The organism is Pseudomonas sp. SCT (genome assembly GCF_003864275.1).
Lineage (GTDB): Bacteria > Pseudomonadota > Gammaproteobacteria > Pseudomonadales > Pseudomonadaceae > Stutzerimonas > Stutzerimonas stutzeri_AE.
The window spans coordinates 17215-41514 of record NZ_BDJA01000012.1; the positions used below are offsets into that span (position 1 = coordinate 17215).

The 24300-nt window shown below is 60.4% G+C and carries 17 protein-coding genes and 5 pseudogenes; 12 read left to right on the forward strand and 10 right to left on the reverse strand.

Annotated elements, in window-relative coordinates:
* Positions 1-58 precede the first annotated feature (58 nt).
* From BHD08_RS21750 to BHD08_RS21780, 7 genes and pseudogenes are all read left to right on the forward strand, one after another.
* The gene (locus BHD08_RS21750; protein WP_160128685.1) at positions 59-460 is read left to right on the forward strand and encodes a DoxX family membrane protein; all 402 of its coding nucleotides are present in this window, start codon (positions 59-61) and stop codon (positions 458-460) included.
* Between the two features lie 120 nt (positions 461-580).
* Positions 581-1904: pseudogene (locus tag BHD08_RS21755) on the forward strand (OprD family porin).
* Between the two features lie 258 nt (positions 1905-2162).
* Complete coding sequence (locus tag BHD08_RS21760) at positions 2163-3203, forward strand: methyltransferase domain-containing protein (protein ID WP_125024918.1); 1041 nt, start codon at positions 2163-2165, stop codon at positions 3201-3203.
* A 13-nt stretch (positions 3204-3216) separates the two neighbouring features.
* Positions 3217-4026: a phosphate ABC transporter substrate-binding protein gene (locus BHD08_RS21765; RefSeq protein WP_125024920.1), complete on the forward strand. Its 810-nt coding sequence runs from the start codon at positions 3217-3219 to the stop codon at positions 4024-4026.
* On the forward strand, positions 3992-4849 hold the full coding sequence (pstC, locus tag BHD08_RS21770) for a phosphate ABC transporter permease subunit PstC (RefSeq protein WP_218567514.1): 858 nt from the start codon (positions 3992-3994) through the stop codon (positions 4847-4849). The genes BHD08_RS21765 and pstC overlap by 35 nt, the downstream gene beginning before the upstream one ends.
* Positions 4846-5676 carry a phosphate ABC transporter permease PstA gene (gene pstA / locus BHD08_RS21775; protein ID WP_125024927.1) on the forward strand — a complete coding sequence of 277 codons (831 nt, stop codon included), beginning with the start codon at positions 4846-4848 and terminating at the stop codon, positions 5674-5676. The genes pstC and pstA overlap by 4 nt, the downstream gene beginning before the upstream one ends.
* Positions 5677-5680: 4 nt before the next feature.
* On the forward strand, positions 5681-6463 hold the full coding sequence (locus BHD08_RS21780; RefSeq protein ID WP_125024929.1) for a phosphate ABC transporter ATP-binding protein: 783 nt from the start codon (positions 5681-5683) through the stop codon (positions 6461-6463).
* A 227-nt stretch (positions 6464-6690) separates the two neighbouring features.
* Here BHD08_RS21780 and BHD08_RS21785 read toward each other — a convergent pair.
* Both BHD08_RS21785 and BHD08_RS21790 read right to left on the reverse strand, forming a co-directional pair.
* Positions 6691-7236: pseudogene (locus BHD08_RS21785) on the reverse strand (DUF5131 family protein); the annotation flags it as partial.
* A 29-nt stretch (positions 7237-7265) separates the two neighbouring features.
* Positions 7266-8237, reverse strand: coding sequence for a site-specific integrase (locus tag BHD08_RS21790; protein WP_125024931.1), 972 nt, complete (start codon positions 8235-8237; stop codon positions 7266-7268).
* A gap of 179 nt (positions 8238-8416) precedes the next feature.
* Here BHD08_RS21790 and BHD08_RS21795 point away from each other — a divergent pair, with 179 nt between their 5' ends.
* Entirely contained in the window at positions 8417-9466 is a 1050-nt protein-coding gene (locus BHD08_RS21795; protein ID WP_125024933.1) for a DNA-binding protein, read from the forward strand.
* Between the two features lie 215 nt (positions 9467-9681).
* Complete coding sequence (locus tag BHD08_RS21800) at positions 9682-10959, forward strand: DUF5623 domain-containing protein (RefSeq protein ID WP_125024935.1); 1278 nt, start codon at positions 9682-9684, stop codon at positions 10957-10959.
* A 94-nt stretch (positions 10960-11053) separates the two neighbouring features.
* Here the strand turns inward: BHD08_RS21800 and BHD08_RS21805 are convergent, their stop codons facing one another.
* The 8 genes and pseudogenes from BHD08_RS21805 to BHD08_RS21840 form a co-directional block, all read right to left on the reverse strand.
* Positions 11054-12307, reverse strand: coding sequence for a site-specific integrase (locus BHD08_RS21805; protein ID WP_256678753.1), 1254 nt, complete (start codon positions 12305-12307; stop codon positions 11054-11056).
* A gap of 384 nt (positions 12308-12691) precedes the next feature.
* Positions 12692-15031 (reverse strand): annotated as a pseudogene (locus BHD08_RS21810) (Tn3-like element ISPa40 family transposase); the annotation flags it as partial.
* Positions 15032-15064: 33 nt separating this feature from the next.
* Positions 15065-16573 (reverse strand): annotated as a pseudogene (locus BHD08_RS21815) (Tn3-like element ISPa38 family transposase); the annotation flags it as partial.
* 252 nt (positions 16574-16825) lie between these two features.
* Positions 16826-17386, reverse strand: a complete 561-nt coding sequence (locus tag BHD08_RS21820; protein ID WP_002718009.1) for a chlorite dismutase family protein — start codon at positions 17384-17386, stop codon at positions 16826-16828.
* Between the two features lie 491 nt (positions 17387-17877).
* Complete coding sequence (locus BHD08_RS21825) at positions 17878-18486, reverse strand: DUF6088 family protein (protein ID WP_045735839.1); 609 nt, start codon at positions 18484-18486, stop codon at positions 17878-17880.
* A gap of 316 nt (positions 18487-18802) precedes the next feature.
* A complete protein-coding gene (locus tag BHD08_RS21830) occupies positions 18803-19282 on the reverse strand; it encodes a hypothetical protein (RefSeq protein ID WP_063543707.1) in 480 nt (159 codons plus the stop codon).
* On the reverse strand, positions 19263-19907 hold the full coding sequence (locus BHD08_RS21835) for a DUF6036 family nucleotidyltransferase (protein ID WP_063541077.1): 645 nt from the start codon (positions 19905-19907) through the stop codon (positions 19263-19265). Before BHD08_RS21835 ends, BHD08_RS21830 begins: the two co-directional genes overlap by 20 nt.
* A gap of 38 nt (positions 19908-19945) precedes the next feature.
* Positions 19946-20944, reverse strand: coding sequence for a DNA-binding protein (locus tag BHD08_RS21840; RefSeq protein ID WP_063542795.1), 999 nt, complete (start codon positions 20942-20944; stop codon positions 19946-19948).
* Between the two features lie 179 nt (positions 20945-21123).
* Between BHD08_RS21840 and BHD08_RS21845 the strand changes: the two genes are divergently transcribed.
* From BHD08_RS21845 to tnpC, 3 genes and pseudogenes are all read left to right on the forward strand, one after another.
* On the forward strand, positions 21124-21918 hold the full coding sequence (locus BHD08_RS21845; RefSeq protein ID WP_125024937.1) for a hypothetical protein: 795 nt from the start codon (positions 21124-21126) through the stop codon (positions 21916-21918).
* 217 nt (positions 21919-22135) lie between these two features.
* Positions 22136-23902: pseudogene (locus BHD08_RS21850) on the forward strand (Tn3 family transposase); the annotation flags it as partial.
* Positions 23899-24261, forward strand: a complete 363-nt coding sequence (tnpC, locus tag BHD08_RS21855; RefSeq protein WP_125024939.1) for a Tn3 family transposase post-transcriptional regulator TnpC — start codon at positions 23899-23901, stop codon at positions 24259-24261. The pseudogene BHD08_RS21850 and the gene tnpC, both read left to right, overlap by 4 nt.
* Positions 24262-24300: the final 39 nt, after the last annotated feature.

The window sequence follows — 24300 nt, forward strand, 5'->3', positions numbered from 1 at the left end:
GTTGCGGTGGACCACCATGGTCGGGGCACGAGCCCGGCCGTTACCAGGAGAAGTTGTAATGAAAATCTGGACCCTGATGCTGCTGCGCGTATCGCTTGGCTGGCTGCTGGTCATCTGGGGCGCCGACAAGGTGTTCAACGTCGAGCACGGCATGGCGGTGGCCAACAAGTTCTACTTCGGCTTGCTCGCCGCTGAGAGTGCGCTGCAGGTGGCGGGTGTGCTGCAGATGCTCATTGGCCTGGCCGTAGTCGTGGGTTTTGCAAGGCGTTGGGTCTACCCCGTGCAGGTGCTGCTCAACGGTGCTTCGCTGCTGGCGGTGATGCAGTCGGTGATCGATCCCTGGGGCTGGGTCTTCGCGGACAGCAACGCGCTGTTCTATCCCTCGCTGATCATCTTCGCCGCCAGCTTGCTGCTGATTGCATTTCGCGATGAGGATCGATTGGCGCTCGATAGATCCTGAGCTGTAACAAAATTTCGGTACCTGACTCGAAGTAGGTCAGCAGCAGTTGCGCTGGCATTGGTAGAACAACAAGCGTCCACCCTGTGGGGTGGCGCATAGCCTACGCAAGAGGGGTACCCAATACGCCCGTTCCAACTCAGTCTATTCAGTCTGGCCGTTGCCGCCGCCATCAGTCAGTCGGCTCTGGCCAGTCAGCAATCCGAGGCCCAGGGCTTCATCGAAGACAGCAGTTTCAACCTGCTAAACCGTGCGTTCTATTTCAACCGTGATTTCCGCAATGGTGGCTTCAACGGCGCCGGCACCAATGCCAACAAGCCTGGCGAGGAGAACGGTTATCGCGAGGAAACAGCCTACGCCATCATGGGCTTCTACGAGTCCGGCTTCACCCAGGGGCCCGTGGGTTTTGGGGTCGATGCCTATGGCTACCTCGGCATCCGCCTGGACAGCGGCGGCGGTCGCACCGGCACCTTTCTGGTCCCGGTCGGCAGTGATGGCGAGCCCGAGAAGGACTGGAGCGAGGCGGGCGGGGTGGTCAAGCTGCGCTGGTCGAATACCGTGCTCAAGTATGGCGAGCAGCGCTTCGGCAACCCGGTGGTCGGCACTGGCGACGCCCGTCTGCTGCCGGAAACCGCCACCGGCTTCGTTCTCACCAGCGAGGAGATCGAGGGCCTGGCCCTGGATGCGGGCCGTTTCACGGCGATGAACCGGTTCGACAGCACCAATTCCGACGACGAGCTGCTGATCCAGTACGCCAGTGATGTCGGCGATGCCATCAGTTGGGCGGGGGGGCTTCTACACACCGACCGACAACCTGACCCTGGGCCTGTACGCTTCCCGCGTCGAGGATACCTGGGACCGCTACTACGCCAATCTCGGTTACACCTTCGACTTGGGCGCAGAGCGGTCGCTGAATTTCGACCTCAACCTCTACCGCACCGACGATGAAGGCAAGCGCCTGGCTGGTGAGATCGACAATACCGATTGGTCGTTGGCCAGCAAGTACAGCGCCGGTGCTCACGCCCTGACCCTGGCCTTCCAGCAGATCGATGACGAGGCCGGTTTCGATTACATCGGTTTCGATGGCATCTACCTGGCCAACTCGGTGCAGTACTCCGACTTCAACTCCCCGGGCGAAGAATCCTGGCAACTGCGCTATGACCTCGACATGGCCGGCTATGGTGTGCAGGGCCTGAGCCTGATGGCGCGTTATATCATCGGCAGTGGCATCGACAGCTCGGATACCGATCCCAACAGTGCCTTTGCCGGTGCCGATGGCGAGCATTGGGAACGCGATATCGAGGCCAAGTATGTGGTGCAAGCAGGTCCGGCCAAGGATCTGTCGTTGCGCGTTCGGCAAGCGACGCATCGCGGCACTTCCGACCAGATCGACGGCGATATCGACGAAGTGCGCTTCATCGTCGAGTACCCGTTGAGTGTTTTGTAACGCTTTCACTCATGACTGAGTGAAGTACAGGGGTTGCTCCTTTCCTCCCCGACCTTGGGGCTGTATCTCCGATACAGCCTCTTTTTTATTTCGTGTCGACCCAGCGCTGTGCGGGCTGGCGCTGTAACAAGCGTGTTGATTTTTTATCTAGTTAGTAAGTGACATTTTTTCAACCAATCACTTTGATCGGCGTTGTTCTGCCCCTTTGCTGCGCAGGGCGACCCACTCCATGAACAGCTCCATGAACAGAGGTTACCCATGCACGAATCGGTACAGAACTACTACGGCAAGGTCCTGCAGAGCAGTGGCGACCTGAAGACCAGCGCTTGCTGCGATGTCTCCAACATGCCGGCCTGGCTCAAGCCGCTGCTGGCCAATGTGCACCCGGAGGTCAGTGCGCGTTATTACGGCTGCGGCCTGGTCGCGCCGGCACTGCTGCAAGGCTGCCGGGTGCTGGATCTGGGCAGTGGCTCGGGGCGTGACTGCTATGTGCTGGCTCAGTTGGTCGGCGCGCAGGGTTCGGTGCTGGGGGTGGACATGACCGCCGAGCAGCTGGCGGTGGCCAATGCGCACCTGGACTACCACGCCGAGCAGTTCGGTTATGCCAATGTGGCTTTCCGTCATGGCTATATCGAGGACCTGGCGGCGCTGGATCTGGCCGATGCCAGCTTCGATGTGATCGTCTCCAACTGCGTGATCAACCTGTCGCCAGACAAGGACAGCGTTCTGCGCGAGGCCTATCGCCTGCTCAAACCAGGCGGCGAATTGTATTTCTCCGATGTCTACGCCGACCGCCGCCTGGCCGAAGAACTACGCCAGGACGAGGTGCTGTACGGCGAATGCCTGGGCGGCGCGCTGTACTGGAACGATTTCGAGCACCTGGCGCGCCGTCATGGCTTCAGCGATCCGCGTCTGGTCGAAGATCAGCCGATCGACATCACCGACCCGGCCCTGGCCGACAAACTCGGCGATGCGCGGTTCTTCTCCGCCACCTGCCGGTTGTTCAAGCTGGAGGACCTGGAGCCGGCCTGTGAGGATTACGGCCAGGCTGTGATCTACCAGGGCAGCATCCCCGGCGCGGCCACGGCCTTCGTGCTGGACAAGCACCATCGCCTCGAGACCGGTCGGGTGTTCCCGGTGTGCGGCAATACCTGGCGCATGCTGCAGGGCAGCCGCTTTGCCGCGCACTTCCAGTTTATCGGTGACTTCAGCCGCCACTTCGGCCTGTTCGAGGGCTGTGGCGGTGGTTTGCCGTTCGACCAGCAGGGTGCCGCCTCTTCTCCAGCCAGTTGTTGCTAAGGATTCCAGTCAGATGATCAGTCGCAACCTTATCGCGCTGGCCTGCACGACGCTGCTGCTGAGCGCGTGTGCCCCGCAGGACAAACAGACCATCACGGTGTCCGGTTCCAGCACCATTGCGCCGCTGATGGCGGAAATCGGCAAGCGCTTCGAGGCGCAACACCCCGATGTGCGGGTCGATGTGCAGGCGGGGGGCTCCTCGCGTGGTCTCCAGGATGCCCGCAGCGGCCTGGCGGCCATCGGCATGGTGTCGCGCTCGCTGAACCCCGATGAGCAGGACCTGAGTCCCTTCATCATTGCCCAGGATGGCATCGCCATGATTGTCCACGCCAGCAATCCGCTCGATGACATCAGCAGCGAGCAGGTGGTGGCGCTCTATAGCGGCCGGCTCAGTGATTGGTCGGATCTGGGTGGTGCGGCCGGGCAGGTGGTGAAAGTACACAAGGCCGAAGGTCGCTCGACCCTGGAGCTGTTTCTCAAGCACTTCAAGCTCGACAACGCGGAGGTTCATCCGGATCTGGTGATAGGTGATAACCAGCAGGGCATCAAGTCGGTAGCCGGCAACCCGCACGCGATCGGTTATGTCTCCATCGGCAGTGCCGAGTACGAGGTGAAACTGGGCGCACCGATCAAGCTGCTGGCGCTCGATGGCCAACCGGCCTCGACCGCGGCCTTGCTTGCCGGTCAGTATCCGCTGCAGCGCGAGTTGAATCTGGTCGTGAAAGGCGATCCGGATGCCAATACGCAGGCATTGCTGGCGTTCGCCCAGTCTAGCGAGGTGGCCGACCTTGTCGAGCAGCACGCCTTTATCCCTGCGCCCTAACCTGGACTGGTTGCTGCGCGCGGCCAGCCTGGGCTGTGCGCTGACCGCTGCGGTGGTGCTGTTGCTGATTCTGCTGTTTCTGACCCAGGCCAGCTGGCCGCTGCTGCAGCAACCGGCAAGCCTGTTGGGCACAACCTGGCAGCCGTCGAGCGGCCAGTTCGGCCTCCAGGCCATGCTCGGCGCGTCACTGCTCAGCAGCCTGCTGGCCCTGCTGCTGGCGGTGCCGGCGGGGTTGCTGGTGAGCATCTGGCTGATCTTCTATGCGCCAGCGGCCGTGGCGCGGGTTTATGGGGCCATGCTCGGCCTGATGGCCAGCATTCCGTCGGTGGTCTATGGGCTCTGGGGCCTGGTGGTGCTGGTGCCGTTGCTCGGTGCCTGGATGCCGCCGGGTGCCAGTCTGTTGGCGGCGGGCATCGTGCTGGCGCTGATGATCCTGCCGCTGCTGATGGTGCAGGCCGATGTGGCCTTGCGCGAAAGCGCCCGTCGCCACCTGCCAGCGGCCTTGTGCCTGGGGGTATCGCCCTGGTCGGCGATTCGTCGCGTAGTGCTGCCCGCGGCCTGGCCGCGACTGTGGCCGGCCATCCTGTTGCAACTGGGACGGGCGCTGGGCGAAACCATGGCGGTGCTGATGGTGGCGGGCAATGTGGTGCAGTGGCCCGGCTCGCCGTTTGCGCCGGTCAGGACCCTGACCGCGAATATCGCGCTGGAAATGAGCTATGCCACGGGCCCGCATCTGCAGGCGCTGTATCTGAGTGGCTGGCTGTTGCTGGTGTTGGCGCTGCTGCTGATGGCGCTGGCGCGGATCTACGGCAGCCGTACATGAACCGCCGGGAAGCCTGGCGCGCCCGCGCCCTGGGATTGTTGGCGCTGGCGTTGATGCTGGCCCCCCTGAGCCTGCTATGGACGGTATTCGGCGATGGGATAGGCGTGCTCGACTGGCAGTTCCTGCTGGCTGAACCCGAGCAGGCAGGGCGCAGCGGCGGGATCGCCCCGATCATTGTGTCCACCGCATTGGTCTTGCTGATCTGCATGAGCCTGGCGGTGCCCTTGGGCCTGGGAACGGCGCTGTTTCTGGTGGAACAGGTACGTCCCGAGGGCCGCCTCAACCTGACCCTGCAATGGGCGCTTGATGGTCTGGGCGCCGTACCCTCGGTGGTCTTCGGCCTGTTCGGTTATCGCCTGTTCGTGGTCGAACTGGGCTGGGGCTATTCGTTGCTGGCCGGTGGCTGCACCCTGGCCTGTATGGTGCTGCCGCTGTTTATCCGCGGTTGCGAGCAGGCCTTGCGCGACTGCCCGCAGAGTTACCGACAGGCGGCTGCCGGTTTGGCCATCTCCCGGGTCGGTTACCTGCGGCGCATCCTGCTGCCGTTCGCGGCCCCGGGGATTGCCGCCGCCCTGGTGCTCAGTGCCGGGCGCGCCCTGGCGGAAACCGCGGTGCTGCTGTTCACCGCCGGTTATGTGATGCGCTGGCCGGAGAGCCTGTTCGACTCCGGACGTACCCTGGCCGTGCATATCTATGACCTAGCCATGAATGTATCCGGTGGTAGCCCGGCCTCGGCGGCAACCGCGCTGGTCTTGCTGGGCTTCGCGCTGGTGATTCAGTTGCTGGCCTGGCAGATCGGCAAACGACCGCTTTCCTTCGCGAGATGATGTTATGACTGCGTCAACCCAACCACCTTCACTCAGTATCCAGAATCTCAGCGTGCACTACGGTGAGCAGGGGGCCTTGCTCGGAGCGTCGCTGGACGTGGCAGCTGGCGAGCTCATGGCCGTGGTTGGCCCCAGTGGCTGCGGCAAGAGCAGCATGCTGGCGGCGGTAAACCGCATGACTGATCTGACCCCCGGGGCTCGCGTCAGCGGCCGGGTGTTGATCGACAATCAGGATGTACTGGCCGGGGCAGTGGATGTGCAAGCCCTGCGCCGTCAGGTGGGCATGGTGTTCCAGCAGCCCAACCCGTTCCCCCTGAGCATTGCCGAGAACATCCTGTTTGCCCTGCGCGAGCATGGCGTGCGCGACAAGCGCGAACTGCATGGGCGCATGGAGCAGGCGTTGCAAGCCACGGGCTTGTGGAACGAGGTGCGCGACCGCCTGCACAAGCCGGCACTTGGGCTGTCCGGCGGCCAGCAACAACGCCTGTGCTTCGCTCGCGCCCTGGCCCTGGAGCCCCGCGTGCTGCTGCTCGACGAGCCATGCAGCGCCCTGGACCCGATCGCCAGCGCTACGGTCGAAGGCCTGATCGACAGCTTGAAAGGCCGTTACACCTTACTCATGGTCACCCACAACCTGGCCCAGGCGCGGCGCCTGGCCGATCACGTGGCGGTGTGCTGGGTGCGCGATGGCTGCGGCTGCGTACTGGACAGCGGTCCGGCCGGCGAACTGTTCGAAAGTGCCCGTGACCCGCAGGCCCAACGCTATCTCAACGGGATGCTGTGTTGAGTCGCCCGGAATGACGACTCTAGTCTAGGAGGTACGGCACGACGTCCCTGGCAAGTTCATGCCCTGCTGGCCGGCCGAACCTGAAACGAAGTTGGACACTGACCTTGCTGGGCTGCTCCTGCCTCCTAGGAATCATGGCTGCCTGGGTCGATTGGGACTTCGAGCGAATCATCCGTAACGCTGAGCTTCGCTATGGCGCTCTGGGGGTAACCCGGGCACTGGCAGGATTCAACGCACTGGCGATGGATGTTGTCGACCCATTTCTGCTTCATGGGGCGCGCCTCGCCACCCGATTCGCCGCCGACAATGACCCAGTGGATATCAGTGAGATCCAACTCGCCCGATGCTAGGCACGCCGTAAGCCTTGTCCTCCACCGAGACACCCAGCCAGGCGTTCACAGGAGGTGTGCGCTGACTGAAGTAGTCGGCCAACCGTTCGGCGCGCTTGGTAAGTATCTGGAAGGTATGCTGGGACGCCTGGCGAATAACTTCGAATACCTGGTCGATGTACTCATCCGGCACCTGCTCGTGGAATAGGTCGGACATCGAGTTAACGAAGTTGATGGTCAGCTTCTTGCGCTGCAACGGCTCCTGCAGTTTTTCCGGGCGTAGGCTCAGGAGAAAACCGTTCTCGTAACCGGGCGTACCCATGACTGCAACCGGTGCGCCATGTTCTCGGCATAGCAGTGTTTGCAGTCCGGCGACACCTTGGTGCAGCCCACCACCGGGTTCCAGGTTATTTCCGTCCATTCGATGCTGGTCTGCGTACTCATTGCACCTTCACTCCTGTCGTGCGCCGATATTAGTGAGAAGTTGGCAGTTGAGTCAAAGTGCCAGTATTCAGTTCAAGGGCGGGCTTGGCCGCCAGCCCGCCAAAGGAAATGGCGGGATCGATGTAGCGCATGGCTGACTTGATGTCCTTCCAGCCCACATAGGTCATCAGTGCCTTGAGATCCCAGCCATTGGCCGTGGCCCAGGTGGCGAAGCCACGGCGTAGCGAGTGGCTGGTATACAGCTCGGCGGGAATACCGGCGCGCTGGAGGACCTGGCGCAACAAGCTGATCAGGCTGCCGGGATGCAGCGCATCTTCGCTCAGGTGCCCCCAGCGATCCAGGCGGCGGAACACTGCACCGCGGGCAATGCTGGCGACACTGATCCAGTCGAGATAGGCCTGTACTGGACAGAGGCGTTTCAGGGCCGGTGCGTAATGGGTCGTGCCGAGGTTCTCCCGATCACCTTTGCTCTGTGGCAGGAACAGGCTCATGCCAGCACCGGCTTCGGCCTGGATATGCTCGACCTGCAGTCGACAGAGTTCGTCGCTGCGAAAACCACGCCAGAAACCGATCAGCAGCAGCGCCGCATCGCGCCGGCTGCGCAACAAGCCTTCCAAATTGCCGGACTGCCGAGTCCGTTCGGCTTCCTGATTTAGCCACTGAACAGCCTGTTCCAAGTGCTGCAACTGCAACGGTGCAGCCTGCTTGGCTTGCGTCGGATGCAATGTGCGGATGCCCTTAAGCACCTGCCGCACCGTGGGCGCCTTGGTCGGATCAGGAAAGCCCTGGGTGATATGCCACTGGGCTAGGGCAGCCAGGCGCTGCTTGAGCGTACTGAGGCTCAGAGTGTCGGCGTAGTCCACCAGGTAGCGGACGATGCAGTCGCTGGTGGCGGGCAAGAAGCCGCCCCAGGTCACCTCGAAGTGCTCGATGGCCGACTGGTAGCTGCGGCGGGTGTTCTCCCGCGTACCGGCTTGCAGATAGCGCTCAATGTCCTTCATCGCCCGAGGTTGCCCTTTGTGTACTGAAAAACGGCTGCTCAGCGACCGTTTTTGCCAATCATATTGAATAACCCTATATTATCCGATTTGTTTACTTTGCCGAAACCGCCCTTTACAGCTGCTCCAAATAGTACGTAAATACGTAATACGTAATACATAACGAAAACGTAGGAGCAGACGTGTCCAGAGGCGGTATCAACAAGGCACTGGTTCAGCGGGCAAGGCAAGCGCTCTTGGCGCGCGGTGAACATCCGAGCATCGACGCTCTCCGTATTGAGCTGGGCAACACCGGCAGCAAGACAACAATTCACCGTTATATGAAGGAGCTAGAGGAGGCCGACCGTGCTCGGCGTTCGCCGGCTGTTTCCGTAAGCGAGCAGCTGCTCCATCACGTCACTAGGCTGGCCGAACAGCTTGAGGAAGAGGCGCAGGTGGTGATAGCCGAGCAACGTGCGAGATTTGAGGAGGAGCGCCTGGAGTACGAATCGACGGCAGAGGAGGCCAGTCGCCGGATTGAGGGGCTTGAGGCCCGCACTGCGGCGCTCACCACCCAGCTGGAGGATGTCCAGAAAGCGCTCGAGGCGGAAAAAGCCCTCCGGCAGCAGGCTGACATTGAGAACGCCCGTCTTGGCCAGGAAGGCCTCGATCTGCACGTTCGCCTAAAAGACCGCGATAGCCAGATCGCCTCGCTTGAGGAGAAGCACAAGAACGCGCGCGAAACACTTGAGCACTACCGACAGGCGAGCGTGGAGCAAAGAGAACAAGAGCAGCATCGCCATGAAACGCAGATGCAACAGGTGCAGCTTGAAATGCGACAGCTACAGCAGGTGCTAATCGTCAAACAAGACGAGGTGACCATGCTCAACCGTGACAATGCACGCCTGGTTACCGAAGCGCAGCAGCAGCACAAGCGCATTTACGAACTCGAGGATCTGCTGAGTAACAGGACGCAGGCCTGTACCGCAGCAGAGACGAAGCTGCTCAGCGCCGAGCGCGATGGCGAGGCGTTACAGCGCCGGTGTCACTCTCTGGAAGAAGATGTTGCTCAGCTAACCGACGCCTCAAACGCTCAACACGCCCTGGTCCAAGAGATGCAACTGCGGTTAGTCGATGCGATCGCCCAGGTGAGCAGACTTGCCGAACGAGCACCTGAGCGCGAAGCGCCCGGCCCAGCCAAAGGCGACTCCTCGGGAGATGGACCCTCCGCTCAGCCCGAACCTGACCAGTAGGGTTGCCGGTACGGCGGGACCGTACAGCTAGCCGTCTGGCTTGTTCTGGTCATCCAACATCTGGTAGCTTTCCTCCGTGCTCAACAGGCGCATGACACCCGTCGTCCAAAGCTGGCAACAGCACTGTTTGTACTGCCAAACGCGACCGACATTGACATCGTTCGGTCCTTGTAGCGGAGACGGGTGACGCTTCCATAAGGGCCTGGAGCATTGTCATGAGTCAGACGTACACCCCGCCAAGCACCATCCTGGGCATCTCCCGCCTCGCCAAGTCCATTCGTCAGCAACGCGGAATAAAACACACCCAGGCGCTTGAAGCTGCCGCCAGAGTTGCGGGCTTTCAAAGCTTCAAGCACGCCAAGCGCGCCCTTAGCGCGTCCGCCACTGCCGATACACTGGTACCGCTTTTTCTAACCGTCTTCTGGCACGACCGGGATGCAACGCCATTCTCTGGTCGGTGCACAGCACTGGTCCATCTGCCACAGCGAACGGTGGAGCTGCTACCGTCGCTGAAGGTTCGTGGCTATTCCATGCTGGGGGGCTTTCAGTTGGAGAGCGCTGACCATCTCCGGGCCTTGCTAGACGCGGGGTCCGCCGAACAGGCGAGAAAGCGCGTGACGGATGCCATCCGGCAATTGGTCTTTACCGACGCTACCGGACTTCGCCCAGCCCGGAAAGCGGCAGATGCACGCCGAATGAGCTTCCTGCAGAACCTGCCGGGGAATGACCACCTCACGCTTTGGATCGATCCCCTCACCGGTGATGGTGTTGGCTTGGACGAGCCTTATCAGTCACGCCTTGCATCGCGGGTCAAAGATCGCGAGGAATGGCTTGCTATCCACGGCCTGACCTCCGTCGCTCCAGACTGGGACGGTCTGTACGCGCCCGGGCGCACGGTTCCGTACCTGGTGTCATCGAACGAGGAGCTATTACAGCGAACCGTCTCAGCAGTGGAGAATCTGGGCGACTTGCCCGCCATCGACTGGGCTAGCCACGCGGGGCCTTACCACGCACCGTTCATTAGCCCTCATCGGCTCGCCAGTGGCCAACGTTACCGACCGCGGCCGCAACCCTCTTTCGGACAGAAAGGAGGAGCTATCGCTTACGGCGGCCGCGCCGGTGTCGCCTCGGAGTGGCGGCCCGCAGTTTCGATGCCGATCGCAGATCACATGACCCTAGGGTCGATTCTGAGAGGGCTCGCCTGGTCGCACGTGTCCTCCCGGATACAGGCAAAACTGACAGCAACTTTATCCCGCCTCGACGATTGGTCGATGTGCGAACACCCAAACGAATCCAGCCAAACCCTCAGTGACCTTTACTACGGCTCGGGCCGCCAGGACTTCACTAGCGTGGCGGAGCAGTGCGCCGGCTTGGCCGACGCCCGCCGGCTCGTCACGTCCTGCTACAACGACTGCCGCCCACGGCAGGACCTACTAGCAGTTTTTGAGCAAGTCGAAGCGCACGTGATCGCGTTGGGGGCAGGCGGCGATTAGGCTAGCTGGCACAGCGGGGTTTGGAAAAGAACGGGCTGCTCTCAGCGCCTCATAAGGAAGGCGCTGAGAGGTCGCAATAGCATCGCCGGCGCTGCTACCGGCGAATCCCAAGCCCCTGACTGCTGGCGGCCCGCTCTTGGTCGATTGAGTTGTAATACACGTCCTGCGTGGTGTGCAGGCTGCTGTGCCGCAGATCCAACTGCAGGTGTTTGGCGGGGCGGTGAGGGGCGTCAAAGGTTGCGCCGGTGTGGCGCAGCCAGTGTACGGTTGCTTCCTGGAGCTGCATGCACTCATCATCCGTGCGGCCGTCCGCCCGCATCCTGGCCAACGCGCGGTCGAAAACCTCTTGTACCAGTGTGCGGATATGCCGAGCACTCAGCCCTCGCCGGGCGTTGCGTCCAGTAAGCAATGGAGCGGAGTCAGTGCTGGTGGGCAGCGGCGTCAGATTCCGGCTCTCCCGGTACCGCTTCAGATAGGGGATGAAAGCGGGCTTGACGCTGATGGTGGCCTCTACGCCACCCTTGCCAATGCTCGTGTACCACCAGTTGCCGCCACGCCGACTGAACGAACCCATTGTGGGCGTCCACTCACCATTCCCTGCAAGGTCGCCGATACGCAGGTACATCGAGAAAAGCGCCACCACGATGAAGAGGCTCCGTTCGTACCTCGAGTCCTCATCTGCCATTAACTCGGCCGTCTCTAGCAGGAAGTCCCACTCGAGTTGCGTCAGGGCTTTGCTTGTCCGCTGAGATCCCTTGCCTCCTATCAAAGTGCTCTTTTGCTTAATCGCTGAGAACGGATTTCCGACTGGATGGCCGTCCGCATTCATGAAGGAATAGAACGTACTGCAGCTGGCGAAGATCAGCTGCAACGTCGGCTGGGTTGCTATGTACTCCCCGTTACCGCCGCGCTTCTTCTGGATGCTGAAAGGGCGCCACTCCGGATTAAAGCCCAAACCATCATCGCCAGGCACAAATCGGTGCTGCGTTAAAGGGCCGATCCAGTCAGCGGGAGGGGTTTTGTTAAAACGCATGAAGTCTTCCGCATCGCTGCGAACGAGCGACAACACCGATCGCCCCCTAACAATCCAGCTCCACAGCAGAAGGCGTTCCACGAACCCGCGATAGACCTTATATGTAGACGCCTTGCCGCTGTATGAAGTTAGAAACCGTTCGACGTGCCAATAGTCGACCGACACGTTGATCTCGGGGGGGAAGGTCTCCAAGTAGCGTTGAACCGCACCGTCCGGCGACGGTATCGGTTTCGCGTCCAAGATCGAACCCTCGGTGCTCGGCTTGATTGCACCAAAAAGCGGTCTGGGTTGAATGGTCCCTGTTTCCCTTGCCAAAAGATGGCTCCTCTTCCGGGCGTGAAGCGTTCTCTACGGTGGCATTCTAGGACTTAACACCACGGCGCGGCTGTTCGTTCCAGGAACAAAGCCTTAGTTGTGAGCCGCCGCAATCTCAGCATCAGTAAGGACGTGCTCTCGCACATCGTCGACCAGGTAGAACCCCGGGACGCAGTGTTGGCGAGCCCACGCCTCCAGCGGAGCGAGGAGGGCGGTCAACTCTGCCATTCCCGCTTCGCTGACACTGGGGTAGTCGTCTACCCACTCTCCGTGATCGCTGCCTTCGGCCTGATCCTGCATGTGCTGAACAACGTCGTCAGCGCCAGGCAAAAACGATGCGGGATCAGGGTAGGGGAGCCCGCAGAACTCGGAAAAAATCGTACGCTAAGGTTTTCCGAGCTGCCGCAGCGGCCTGAATTTCCCGTCTTCCAGCTTGCGGCTTTGCCGCCAAACGTAATCGCCGGTCAGGTTGATGTGCTCCCAGCCCAATGGCGAAAGGTATTGCAGTAACTCAGGATTAACTGGCTTGCCTGCCTCTTCTCGGGCCTGGGTCGCGCGCTCCAAGTACACGGTGTTCCACAACACGATGGCGGCCGTCACCAGGTTGAGGCCGCTGGCCCGGTAGCGCTGCTGCTCGAAACTCCGATCCCTGATCTCGCCGAGGCGGTTGAAGAACACCGCCCTGGCCAGGGAGTTACGCGCCTCGCCCTTGTTCAATCCGGCATGCACGCGGCGACGCAGTTCCACGCTTTGCAGCCAATCGAGGATGAACAGCGTGCGCTCGATCCGACCCAGCTCGCGCAGAGCCACGGCCAGGCCGTTCTGGCGCGGGTAGCTGCCAAGCTTGCGCAGCATCAGCGATGCGGTGACGGTGCCCTGCTTGATCGACGCGGCCAGCCGCAGAATCTCGTCCCAGTGAGCGCAGACGTGCTTGATGTTCAGGGTTCCGCCGAGCATTGGACGCAGCGTCGGGTAGTCTTGGACGCTATTGGGCACATACAACTTGGTTTCACCGAGGTCGCGGATGCGCGGCGCGAAGCGGAAGCCCAGCAGGTGCATCAGGGCGAAGACGTGATCGGTGAAGCCAGCGGTGTCGGTGTAGTGCTCCTCGATCCGCAGATCGGACTCGTGGTACAGCAGACCGTCGAGCACGTAGGTGGAATCACGCACGCCTACATTCACCACGCGGGTGCTGAACGGCGCGTACTGGTCAGAGATGTGGGTGTAGAACAGCCGTCCTGGCTCGCTACCGTACTTCGGGTTGACGTGGCCGGTGCTCTCGCCTTTACCGCCGGCACGGAAACGCTGGCCATCGGAGGATGAGGTGGTGCCGTCACCCCAGTTGGCGGCGAAGGCATGCCGGAACTGGCTGTTGACCAGCTCGGCCAGGGCCGTCGAGTAGGTTTCGTCACGGATGTGCCAGGCTTGCAACCAGGACAGCTTGGCGTAGGTCATGCCCGGACTCGACTCGGCCATTTTGGTCAGGCCGAGGTTGATGGCATCGCCCAGGATCGCCGTTAGCAGTAGCGTCCGGTCTTTCGCCTGTGCGCCATCCTTCAGGTGCGTGAAGTGGCGGGTGAAGCCCGTCCATTCATCCACATCCATCAGCAGCTCGGTGATCTTGATGCGCGGCAGTAGCTGGCTGGTCTGGTCGATCAGCGCCTGCGCGGTGTTGGGCACCGCGGAATCCAGCGGGGTGATTTTTAGCCCGGACTCGGTGAGGATGGCATCGGGTAGTTCGTTGTCCTTTGCCAGTCGGGTGACAGTGGCCAGCTGCTCGTCCAGCAGCTGCAAACGCTCTTCCAGGTACTGGTCGCTGTTCGGGTTGATCGCGAGTGGCAGCGCCTGTTCCCGCTTGAGTGCGGCGAATTTCTCGGGAGGCAGTAGGTAGTCATCGAAGTCGCGGAACTGCCGCGAGCCTTTGACCCAGATGTCGCCGGAGCGCAGCGCGTTCTTCAACTCGGACAAGGCGCAGATTTCGTAGAAGCGCCGGTCGATGCCTTCCGGGGTGATCACTAGCGGTTTCCAGCGCGGCTTGATGAAGGCGGTCGGTGCGTCGGAGGGCACCTTGCGCAGATTATCGGCATTCATCTCGCGTAGGGTCTGAACGGCATCCAGCACGGCTTGCGCTGCCGTCGCGGCTCGGAGCTGAAGCACCTCCAGAAAGGCTGGGGTGTAGCGGCGTAGCGTAGCGAAGTTCTCGCTGACCAGGTGCAGGTGGTCGAAGGCTTCCGGCCGGGCCAGCAGCTCGGCCTCAGTGACACTCTGGGTGAACTCGTCCCAGGGAATGACCGCCTCGATGGCGGCGAACGGATCGTCACCGGACTCTTTAGCGTCCAGCAGGGCCTGGCCGATCTTCGAGTACAGGCGCACCTTGTCATTGATCGCTTTGCCCTGCTTCTGGAACTGCTGCTGATGCTTGTGTTTCGCGCCACTGAACAGCTTGACCAGGATGCGGTCGTGCAGATCAACCAGTTCATCGATCACGGTCGCGGTGCTTTCCAGTACCACGGCGACCAGCGTGGCATAGCGCCTCTCCGGTTCGAACTTGCCGAGGTCTTGTGGCGTCATCTGCCCGCCCTCGCGGGCGAGCTTCAGCAATCGGTTCTGGTGGATGTGCCGGCCGAGGCTGTCGGGAAGGCCCACCAGTTGGAAAATCTTCAGCCGCTCGATGTGCTCGATCATGTGCCGCGAGTTCGGCTTCAGCGGTGATTGCCGCAACCAGGGGTCGTCTCAGAAAACGGAAAATAAAGCACGCTAAGCCGGTTGCAGCGGCCGTAGCGGCCTGAACTTGCCCGCGCCGATCTTGGCGCTGCTGCGCCAGAGGTAATCGCCGGTCAGGTTGATGTGCTCCCAGCCGAGCGGCGACAGGTACTGCAACAGGCCGTCATCGACGGCTTGACCGTGGCCACGCAAGGCGTTCGCGGCCCGCTCCAGATAGACCGTGTTCCATAGCACGATGGCCGCCGTCACCAGGTTGAGGCCGCTGGCCCGGTAGCGCTGCTGCTCGAAGCTGCGGTCGCGGATTTCCCCCAGGCGGTTGAAGAACACGGCGCGGGCCAGCGCGTTGCGCGCCTCGCCTTTGTTCAGCCCGGCATGCACGCGGCGGCGCAGCTCGACGCTTTGCAGCCAGTCCAGGATGAACAGTGTGCGCTCGATGCGTCCCAGCTCACGCAGGGCGACGGCCAGGCCGTTCTGGCGCGGGTAGCTGCCAAGCTTCCTGAGCATCAGCGAGGCCGTCGCCGTGCCCTGCTTGATCGAGGTGGCCATCCGCAGGATTTCATCCCAATGGGCGCGGACGTGCTTGATGTTGAGCGTGCCGCCGATCATCGGTTTCAACGCCTCGTAGGTGGCATCGCCCTTCGGGATGTAGAGCTTGGTGTCGCCCAGGTCACGAATGCGCGGGGCGAAGCGGAAGCCCAGCAGGTGCATCAACGCGAAGACGTGGTCCGTGAACCCTGCCGTGTCGGTGTAGTGCTCCTCGATCCGCAGGTCGGATTCGTGATACAGCAGGCCGTCGAGCACGTAGGTCGAGTCGCGCACGCCGACGTTCACGACCTTGGTGTGGAACGGCGCGTACTGGTCGGAGATATGGGTGTAGAACGTCCGCCCTGGGCTGCTGCCGTATTTCGGATTGATGTGGCCGGTGCTCTCGGCCTTGCTGCCGGTGCGGAAGTTCTGGCCGTCCGACGATGACGTGGTGCCGTCGCCCCAATGCTCGGCGAAGGGATGTCGGAACTGCGCGTTGACCAGCTCGGCCAGTGCCGCCCCGTAGGTTTCGTCGCGGATGTGCCAGGCTTGCAGCCAGGCCAGCTTGGCGTAGGTCGTGCCGGGGCACGATTCCGCCATCTTGGTCAGGCCCAGGTTGATCGCGTCGGCGAGGATCGTGGTCAGCAACAGGTTTTTGTCCTTGGCCAGGTCGCCTGACTTCAGGTGGGCGAAGTGCCGGGTGAAGCCCGTCCATTCGTCTACCTCCAGCAGCAATTCGGTGATCTTGACGTGCGGTAGGATCATCGCCGTCTGGTCGATCAGGGCCTGTGCGGTATCGGGCACCGCCGCATCGAGCGGCGTGATCTTCAGGCCCGACTCCGTGATGATGGCGTCCGGCAGCTCGTTGGCCAGCGCCATGCGGTTGACGGTGGCGAGCTGCGTTTCCAGCAGCGTCAGCCGGTCATGCAGGTACTGGTCGCAATCGGTGGCCACGGCCAGCGGCAATTCGCTGGCCTGCTTGAGGCTGGCGAATTTCGCGGGCGGCACCAGGTAGTTGTAGCGGCTCGCGTTTGAAAACGGGCGTGCTCGCATTCGACGCCGCTTTCGGCTCGAATTAACTGCAACTGACGGCGCGCTGATGCTCACGCTATCTGCAAACGAGCTTGCAATCGACGGCGGCGGCTCGCATTTCATGGCGGCGTGCTCGAATTAATTGCAAGTGAAATGCCGGGTTCCAAGCTATCCAAAATCAATAGATGCAGTGCCGGCTGCCCGCTAACGCCTCTGAGCGGTCAGACGGGGATTGACCTACGCCGCCTCTCGCACGAGACGGATATCGACTTCTCTGTCAACGTACTTCCATTCCTCTGTTGCACGCAGTTCGGAAAGCAATGCGTTGAACTCAGCCTCATGGGTTGGCGCGAACTCGAACCAATTGAGAAAATCGAACGGTTCATTTTCAGAGAGGTCGCGGCAGTGGTGGAGCTTGCGCGCTACTGCAGGCAAGTAGTTGAGCCCGATTTGGATGTGCTTTGACTTTTCGAAAACGCTCCGGCGCTCGTCTTGCGTGAATTCCCACCAAGCTGCGTTTTTTCGGATCGGTATCAACGCAGCGCAAGTTGCTTCTGGGCGCGCTAGCCCTTGCTGCTTCACCACAATTTCGTTCTTCTCTTCGCGCATGACATACCGTTCATTGCTTGTTATTCCGCGAAGTACCCAGGGTGCATTGGTTTCGGGCTGCAACTCTGAGGCAGATATTACGTTGAGCCTTTTGGCTTCAGGCAGTGACTTGCCAACTATGGTTTCGGTTCCAACGATCCGCCAAAGACCGCTGTCTCCGCCGACGAATGCAAATAATCGTGTATCCATTTCACCCCCTTCATGTGAGTGTGTTAACTTTTTTACAGCCTCAAAAAACCTATCTGCCCATCCCATGCTTGTGCATCATCGTCTCGCCTCGCTTAGCGTAGTATTGCATTACGCTTACCAGCGCCCCCAGTTAAATTGTAAATATAGCATCGAATTGGTCTGTGATACGACCGCCAGAAAATAGCCGTTTGTCGCCATTTCAAAAATTAATTGTACCGTATCGGTACGCCCTAACTAGGCGTCAGGCCGGAACCTTGGGCCGCGTCAGGATAGGGCCGATTCCAGCATTTTCTGACGCCTCGCCGGCAACCTCTAGGGCCTCAACCTGACAGGCCGTACGCTTAACGTACGATTTTTTCCGTTTTCTCTATCGTCCCCACTTCCCTCCTATCCGCATGTTTTATAAAGACTTTTCAGGACGTAACTGAGTCTTGCCGAGATAAGGCAAAATTAGGACATTCGTTCTCTAAATTATTGTATTTAAACGAGCATCAGAAGCCCTGCTCAGCAAAGACTGCTTCGCGCCCAATCGCTTCAGCCATCCATTGAGGAAGGTTTGATCTATGCGATATCAAAATCTGCCAATCGTTACTCGACAGGCACGTGCGCAGCTTGGCGACTGCCTCTGGGGCGTGGGGTTTCCCCAGCCAGGCAAGCGCACGTACAGCGTCGCCAGCAATGGTTGTTCCGAGGGCGATTTGCCAATGCGGCGCATGCTCGATTCTCACCTGAGCCTTGCCTAGCTGCAGGGTTCTCGGCCGTCCGCCGGTAACAAATACCTCCCTAATCGACACCTGTTGCGTTAGCCCTAGAAGGTTCGCTGCGCGGGCACCGCTTAACGCGATTACCTGATGGCTTTTCGAAGCTATCGCACTGATAACCTTCTCCGTCGCCGGCGCGCGTTTGCCGAAGCGCCCGGTGACCGGCGCCACATAGAGGCCGCGTGAAATCCGCATTAACTCCCCGCCCTTGGCTAATCGAGAGAATGCTTGGTCCACCGAAGCACGGTCAGCCAAGTGAAGGAATTCGTTTGGTGCAAGGATGCCTCCTTCAGGAAGAAGCCTGCTGTGTTCGATGATTGCCGCGGAAAGGGATTTCATGGATGGCTGGTTTTTGAAATATGTCAGAAACCTAGCAACAATCCTGACACTGATCAACGAACTGCGGCGCGGCAATCGGCAGTCGGAATAGGATTCGCGCCCAATCGCTACAGCCATCCAGAGAGAAAGGACGGATCAGTCGCTTGGTTGCACTCGCAGAAGAGCGTCGAACACGATTCGCAACCCGCCTGGGCGGTTAATAATTGATCAATTATCTATGTCGAGATAATTGCAGATAATTCCCGCAATCCGTGGCCGACTCGAGATCGAAAAATTGGAAAAAAGGACGAATTAGAGGGCCTGCGGAGGCTGCCAGCTAGCCGACAGGCACCGGCTCTGAATAGCCTGTCTTCACGTCCTGAGTGGCGGCGTAATGGCGGGTTTGGAAAGCCAGGACATCCTGCATCTGCTTGCTGACGTCTTCCTCCAGCCCCCATTCATAGGCCAGCTTGTCGAGCTTGTAGCGAGAGACCAACTGGGTCGCCCGCGGCGAGCGTTCAGCCGGTTTCAGGTTCGACCAGCTGCTGACAAAGCCTTTTAGACGCGCGGCTTTTTCCGTTGATACACAGGGAAAGCGACGCAGCAGGTCGACCAGATAGAGGGCTCGCAGCTTCTGTTCAGGCTTGCGCAGCTTGCCCGCCACTTCACGCTGCAGTACCGGCACGAGGTCGCGCTCTTCGTACCACAACTGTTTGGCGAGCTCCACAAGAGCATCGGACGCAACTTGGCTAAGGCGCTGCTGGGTGACAGTCTCCAGGAGCGCGCCAAAGCTTTGTTTACGATCCAGACGTGGCATCTCGCCCATCCTCCAGGTACTTCGCTGTGACCAGCTTCAGGCAGCCTAGCATTGCGCTTCGGTTGCCCACGGCATAATCGATTGCCTCTGTTGCCAGTGTAACAAACTGGCCGACATCGACACGGCCACATTCGATGAGCTGTTGGATATCAAATTGATCGTTTTCCGTAAAGCGGCCGAGTTTGGATATTGCTAGATCCACGCCGGCGGCAACGAAGATATGCAGCGGCTGCTCACCCTCGAAACCCTCCATGGGGATGGCGCGCTCGCGGTAGTCCTCGTGCAGTGGCCCGAGGGCATTGGTGTAGTTCTGATCCAGATAAACCTGCAAGTCGCGGCCGTCTCTGTCCTCATAACCCTCTGGCGGTGTGTAGACGGCCATGATCTCGTCCTTGCGCAGCACGCGGGCAGCCTCGATCTCCGCATCGATGTCCGCACTACCACGCGCATGGGTGAGCAGGTGCACCGCGCAGCCGCCGAAGACGAAGACCTTGAGCGAGCCTGGTGGGTTGCCATCCAGTAGCGGCAAGGCCCGGGCGAACAGATTACCAATGGCCTGGCCTAGCGGTGTAGTCAAACGGACAGGTTCGGCGGCCCCCTCATTGGCAGTCTCAAGTAGTGTCATCTTCACCTCCACTCAGCACATGGACTCAGTGTGCCGGTTCATGTGCTCGGTGCGCTATCGCTGTTCGCAAGCGGCGCCCCGAGTAGCTTCAACTGTGCATTGGCTTCGATCAGGCGCTCCTGCAGGCCCTGCGCCTGCTGCGTCTGGATCACAGAGGCTGTGCCCAGCCGGGATACCTCCTCCTGCAATGTGCAACAACGCTGTTCCAGGGTTTCATTCGAGCGCTCGGCACCGGCCAGCGCGTTCTGCGAGGCATCCAGGGCCTGAGTTTTCTGCGCCAGTAGCTGTTGCTGCGCATGTTGCTCTTTTTGCAGTTGCCGCGCCTCAGCTAGCAGACGCGCATTGTCGCGGTTCAATTGGGTCAGCTCGTCCTGCTTGATTATCAAGGTCTGCTGCAATTGCCGCAGTTCCAATTGCAGCTGCTGTACCTGCGTCTCGTGTCGACGTTGTTCCTGCTCGCGCTGCTCCTTGCTGGCCTGGCGATAGTGCTCCAAGGCGTCGCGTGCGTGCTGATGCTTTTCCTCCAGCGAGCGAATCTGCCCATCGCGGTCCTGCAGGCGCTCCTCCAGGTCGCGGTTGGCCTGCAGCAAGCGGGCATTCTCGATCTGGGCCTGTTGGCGTTGCTGCTGCTCCTGCTGTAGTGCTTGCTGGGCAGTCCGGAGCTGTTCCGTGAGCCCGCTGCTCAGGCTTTCCAACTGCTGGATTCGGCCTTCGGCCAGCCGAGCCTGGTTCTGGAAATCGAGCCGTTCGCGTGCCAGATGTTCGCGCTCCTGGGCCACGGTGGCCTGCGCATCCTCCTCTAGCTGATCTGCCAGTTGGCCGACCAGGTTGGCCAACTGTTCGCTGAGCGGGATTGAGCCCGCATCCCGGCCGCGCTCGGCGTCTTCGAGCTCTTTCAGGTAGCGGTGAATGGTGGTTTTCGAGCCGGTATTGCCCAGTTCAACCCGTACCGCGTCGATGCTCGGGTTCTCGCCTCGCGCCAGGATCGCCTGTCGCGCTTTCTGAACCAGTGCCTTGTTGATGCCGCCGCGGGCCATGGTCTGCTCCTACGATTTCGTAGTGGATTACATACCATGTATTTACATTCTAAAATTACCCGATGTAAAGACCTTCACAAGGGGATCATTAAGATAAAATAATAGAGCGTTATTCAATAAGACTGGCACAAACGGCCGCTTAGCTGCCGTTTTCCCGTACACAAAGGGCATTTCGAGCGATGAAAGACGTCGAGCGCTATCTGCAAGCCGGTACGCGGGAAAACACCCGTCGCAGTTATCAGTCGGCCATCGAGCACTTCGAAGTGAGCTGGGGCGGCTTTCTACCCGCCACCAGCGATAGCATCGTGCGCTACCTGGTGGACTACGCCGACACCCTAAGCAGCAACACGCTCAAACAGCGCCTGGCTGCTTTGGCTCAGTGGCATATCACCCAGGGCTTTCCTGATCCGACCAAGACGCCCACGGTGCGACAGGTGCTCAAAGGCATCCGCACCTTGCATCCGGCACAAGCCAAGCAAGCTGCACCGTTGCAGTTGCAACACCTGGAACAGGCGGTTCACTGGCTGAATCAGGAGGCCGAACGAGCTCAGCAGTCCGGCAATTTGGCAAGCCTGCGGCGCAGCCGGCGTGATGCGGCGCTGCTATTAATCGGCTTCTGGCGGGGTTTTCGCAGTGACGAACTCTGTCGACTGCAGGTCGAGCATATCCAGGCCGAAGCCGGTGCTGGCATGAGCCTGTTCCTGCCGCAGAGCAAGAGTGACCGGGAAAACCTCGGCACGACCCATTACGCACCGGCCCTGAAACGCCTGTGCCCAGTACAGGCCTATCTCGACTGGATCAGTGTCGCCGGCATCGCCCGCGGCGCAGTGTTCTGTCGCCTGGATCGTTGGGGGCATCTGGGCAGCGAGGCCCTGCATCCCGGCAGCCTGATCAGCTTGTTGCGCCAAATCCTGCAAAGCGCCGGTATCTGGGGTTTGGGGAGCAGTGGAACCAAAAACCAACGTAAGGCTTAGCTAGAGTTCACCGCTGCCGAAAATAGGGGCGGTTATCCAGACTTTGTTTTACTGAACGACTTTTCTGCACTGCTTTTCATGCGTTTGGACGGCCTGGCGTCAGTGCCTGCCAGGGTTCGACAAAAGGATGGTTTTCCCGAACTAACCAGACGCCACAAGGGTTTGCGGGCAGGCGCTGGGCTTAAGTGCACTTTCTGTTCCGTTGCTCCCCAAACCCCAAAATCTACACCGCGAATGGATCGACGAACACGTCGACGTGTCCTTTGCGTCAGAGCGTTGGGTCAAAGTTGTGCGCCGTTCTGCCACCGAAGGACCGCCGACCAACCGACGCTATCTAGAAGTCTGCGTATTCTCCTATCTAGCCAGTGAGCTGCGCTCGGGTGACATGAGTGTGCTGGGGTCGGAATCTTTCGCCGACTATCGTAAGCAGCTGCTCCCCTGGAATGAATGTCTTCAGCGACTACCTGCCTACTGCGAAAAGGAGGGACTGCCAGGCACGGCGAAGGAGTTTGTTGCTTCCCTCAAGGCCCAGCTGGAGGAAACCGCGCAGCAGCTGGATGACAAATTGCCCTCTTGCCGAGGTGACGTATCGATCAACGAAGCCGGCGAGCCGGTGCTGCGCCGAGTGACAGCACGAGACATCCCGCCTTCGGCCATCTCGCTACAGACAGCGCTTATCCAGCGCATGCCGGCCAGGCACGTGCTCGACATCATGGCCAACATCGAGCACTGGATTCAGTTCACGCGGCATTTCGGACCAATGTCCGGCAACGAGCCGAAGCTCAAAGAACCGGCCGAGCGTTACCTGATGACCATCTTCGCGATGGGCTGCAACCTCGGTCCCAACCAGGCAGCTCGGCACCTTGCGGGGAACGTGACCCCGCACATGCTCTCCTATACGAATCGCCGCCATCTCTCGCTGGAGAAGCTGGACAAGGCCAACCGCGAACTGGTGGAGCTCTATCTCCAGCTGGACTTGCCCAAGGTATGGGGTGACGGTAAGGCGGTGGCAGCGGATGGCACCCAGTTCGACTTCTATGACGACAACCTCTTGGCCGGGTATCACTTCCGCTACCGCAAGATGGGTGCCGTGGCCTATCGGCACGTGGCAAACAATTACATCGCGGTCTTCCAGCACTTCATCCCACCAGGCATCTGGGAGGCGATCTATGTGATCGAGGGGCTGCTCAAGGCGGACCTCAGCGTCGAGGCCGACACGGTGTATTCCGATACGCAGGGACAGTCTGCGACGGTCTTCGCCTTTACCCATCTGTTGGGCATTAATCTAATGCCGCGGATTCGTAACTGGCGCGACCTGGTGATGTGTCGACCAGATCGCGGGCTTTCCTACAAGCACATCAACCGCTTGTTTACCGATACGGCCGATTGGCAAATGATCGAGACCCATTGGCAGGACCTTATGCAGGTCGCCTTGTCGATCCAGGCTGGAAAGATTTCCTCGTCCATGCTGCTGCGCAAGCTAGGTTCCTACAGTCGGCGCAACCGCCTCTATCATGCTGCGCAGGCGCTCGGTGCTGTGGTGCGGACAATCTTCCTGCTCAACTGGATCAGCAGCCGTGAGCTGCGCCAGGAGGTGACCGCCAATACGAACAAAATTGAGTCGTACAACGGCTTTTCCAAGTGGCTGTCCTTCGGCGGCGACGTAATTGCCGAGAATGATCCGGATGAGCAGCAGAAGCGCCTGCGCTACAACGACATGGTGGCCTCATCAGTGATCTTGCAGAACACCGTAGACATGATGCGCATCCTGCAGAAACTGGCCCGCGAGGGGTGGCAGTTCACCGATGAGGATGTGTCCTTCCTCAGTCCCTACCTGACTAGCAACGTCAAGCGCTTCGGCGAGTTCAACCTCAAGCTCAACCGACCGCCGGAGCCTTGGATCAAGGACTCGGTGTTTCAACAAGCCGCCGGCTCGCTGCGGGTGATCACTCCCCGCCAGATCGATATCGAGAAAGCCTTATGATCAACCTTCCTACCGCATCCTTTCGCATTACCCCCTATGGAGAGGTGGACGCTGTGGCGTTGGAAAATCTACGCGACGGCTTCGACACGTCGCAACTACTCCGACTGGTTGATCGATTGGACTCCTGTCTGGCCGAACTGGGTGGAATCACCGCCATGCGCGATGAATTGCTGAATTTGCATGCGATGGCGCTGACGCTAGTCGAAGGCGCCGTACCGACAGTCCCTGCTGAGAATATCCGTATCTGGGAGGTGGCCGAATCGTTGAGGCTAGATCTTGAAGCGCTGAGCTCCTGGATTCGCGATGCCCAGTTGACGACCGCACCGCTGAGAGGTCTTGCTCCGGACGGCGGTGCGTAATTGTGTGCGCAAGGCAATGCGGCGGTGACGCATACGCTG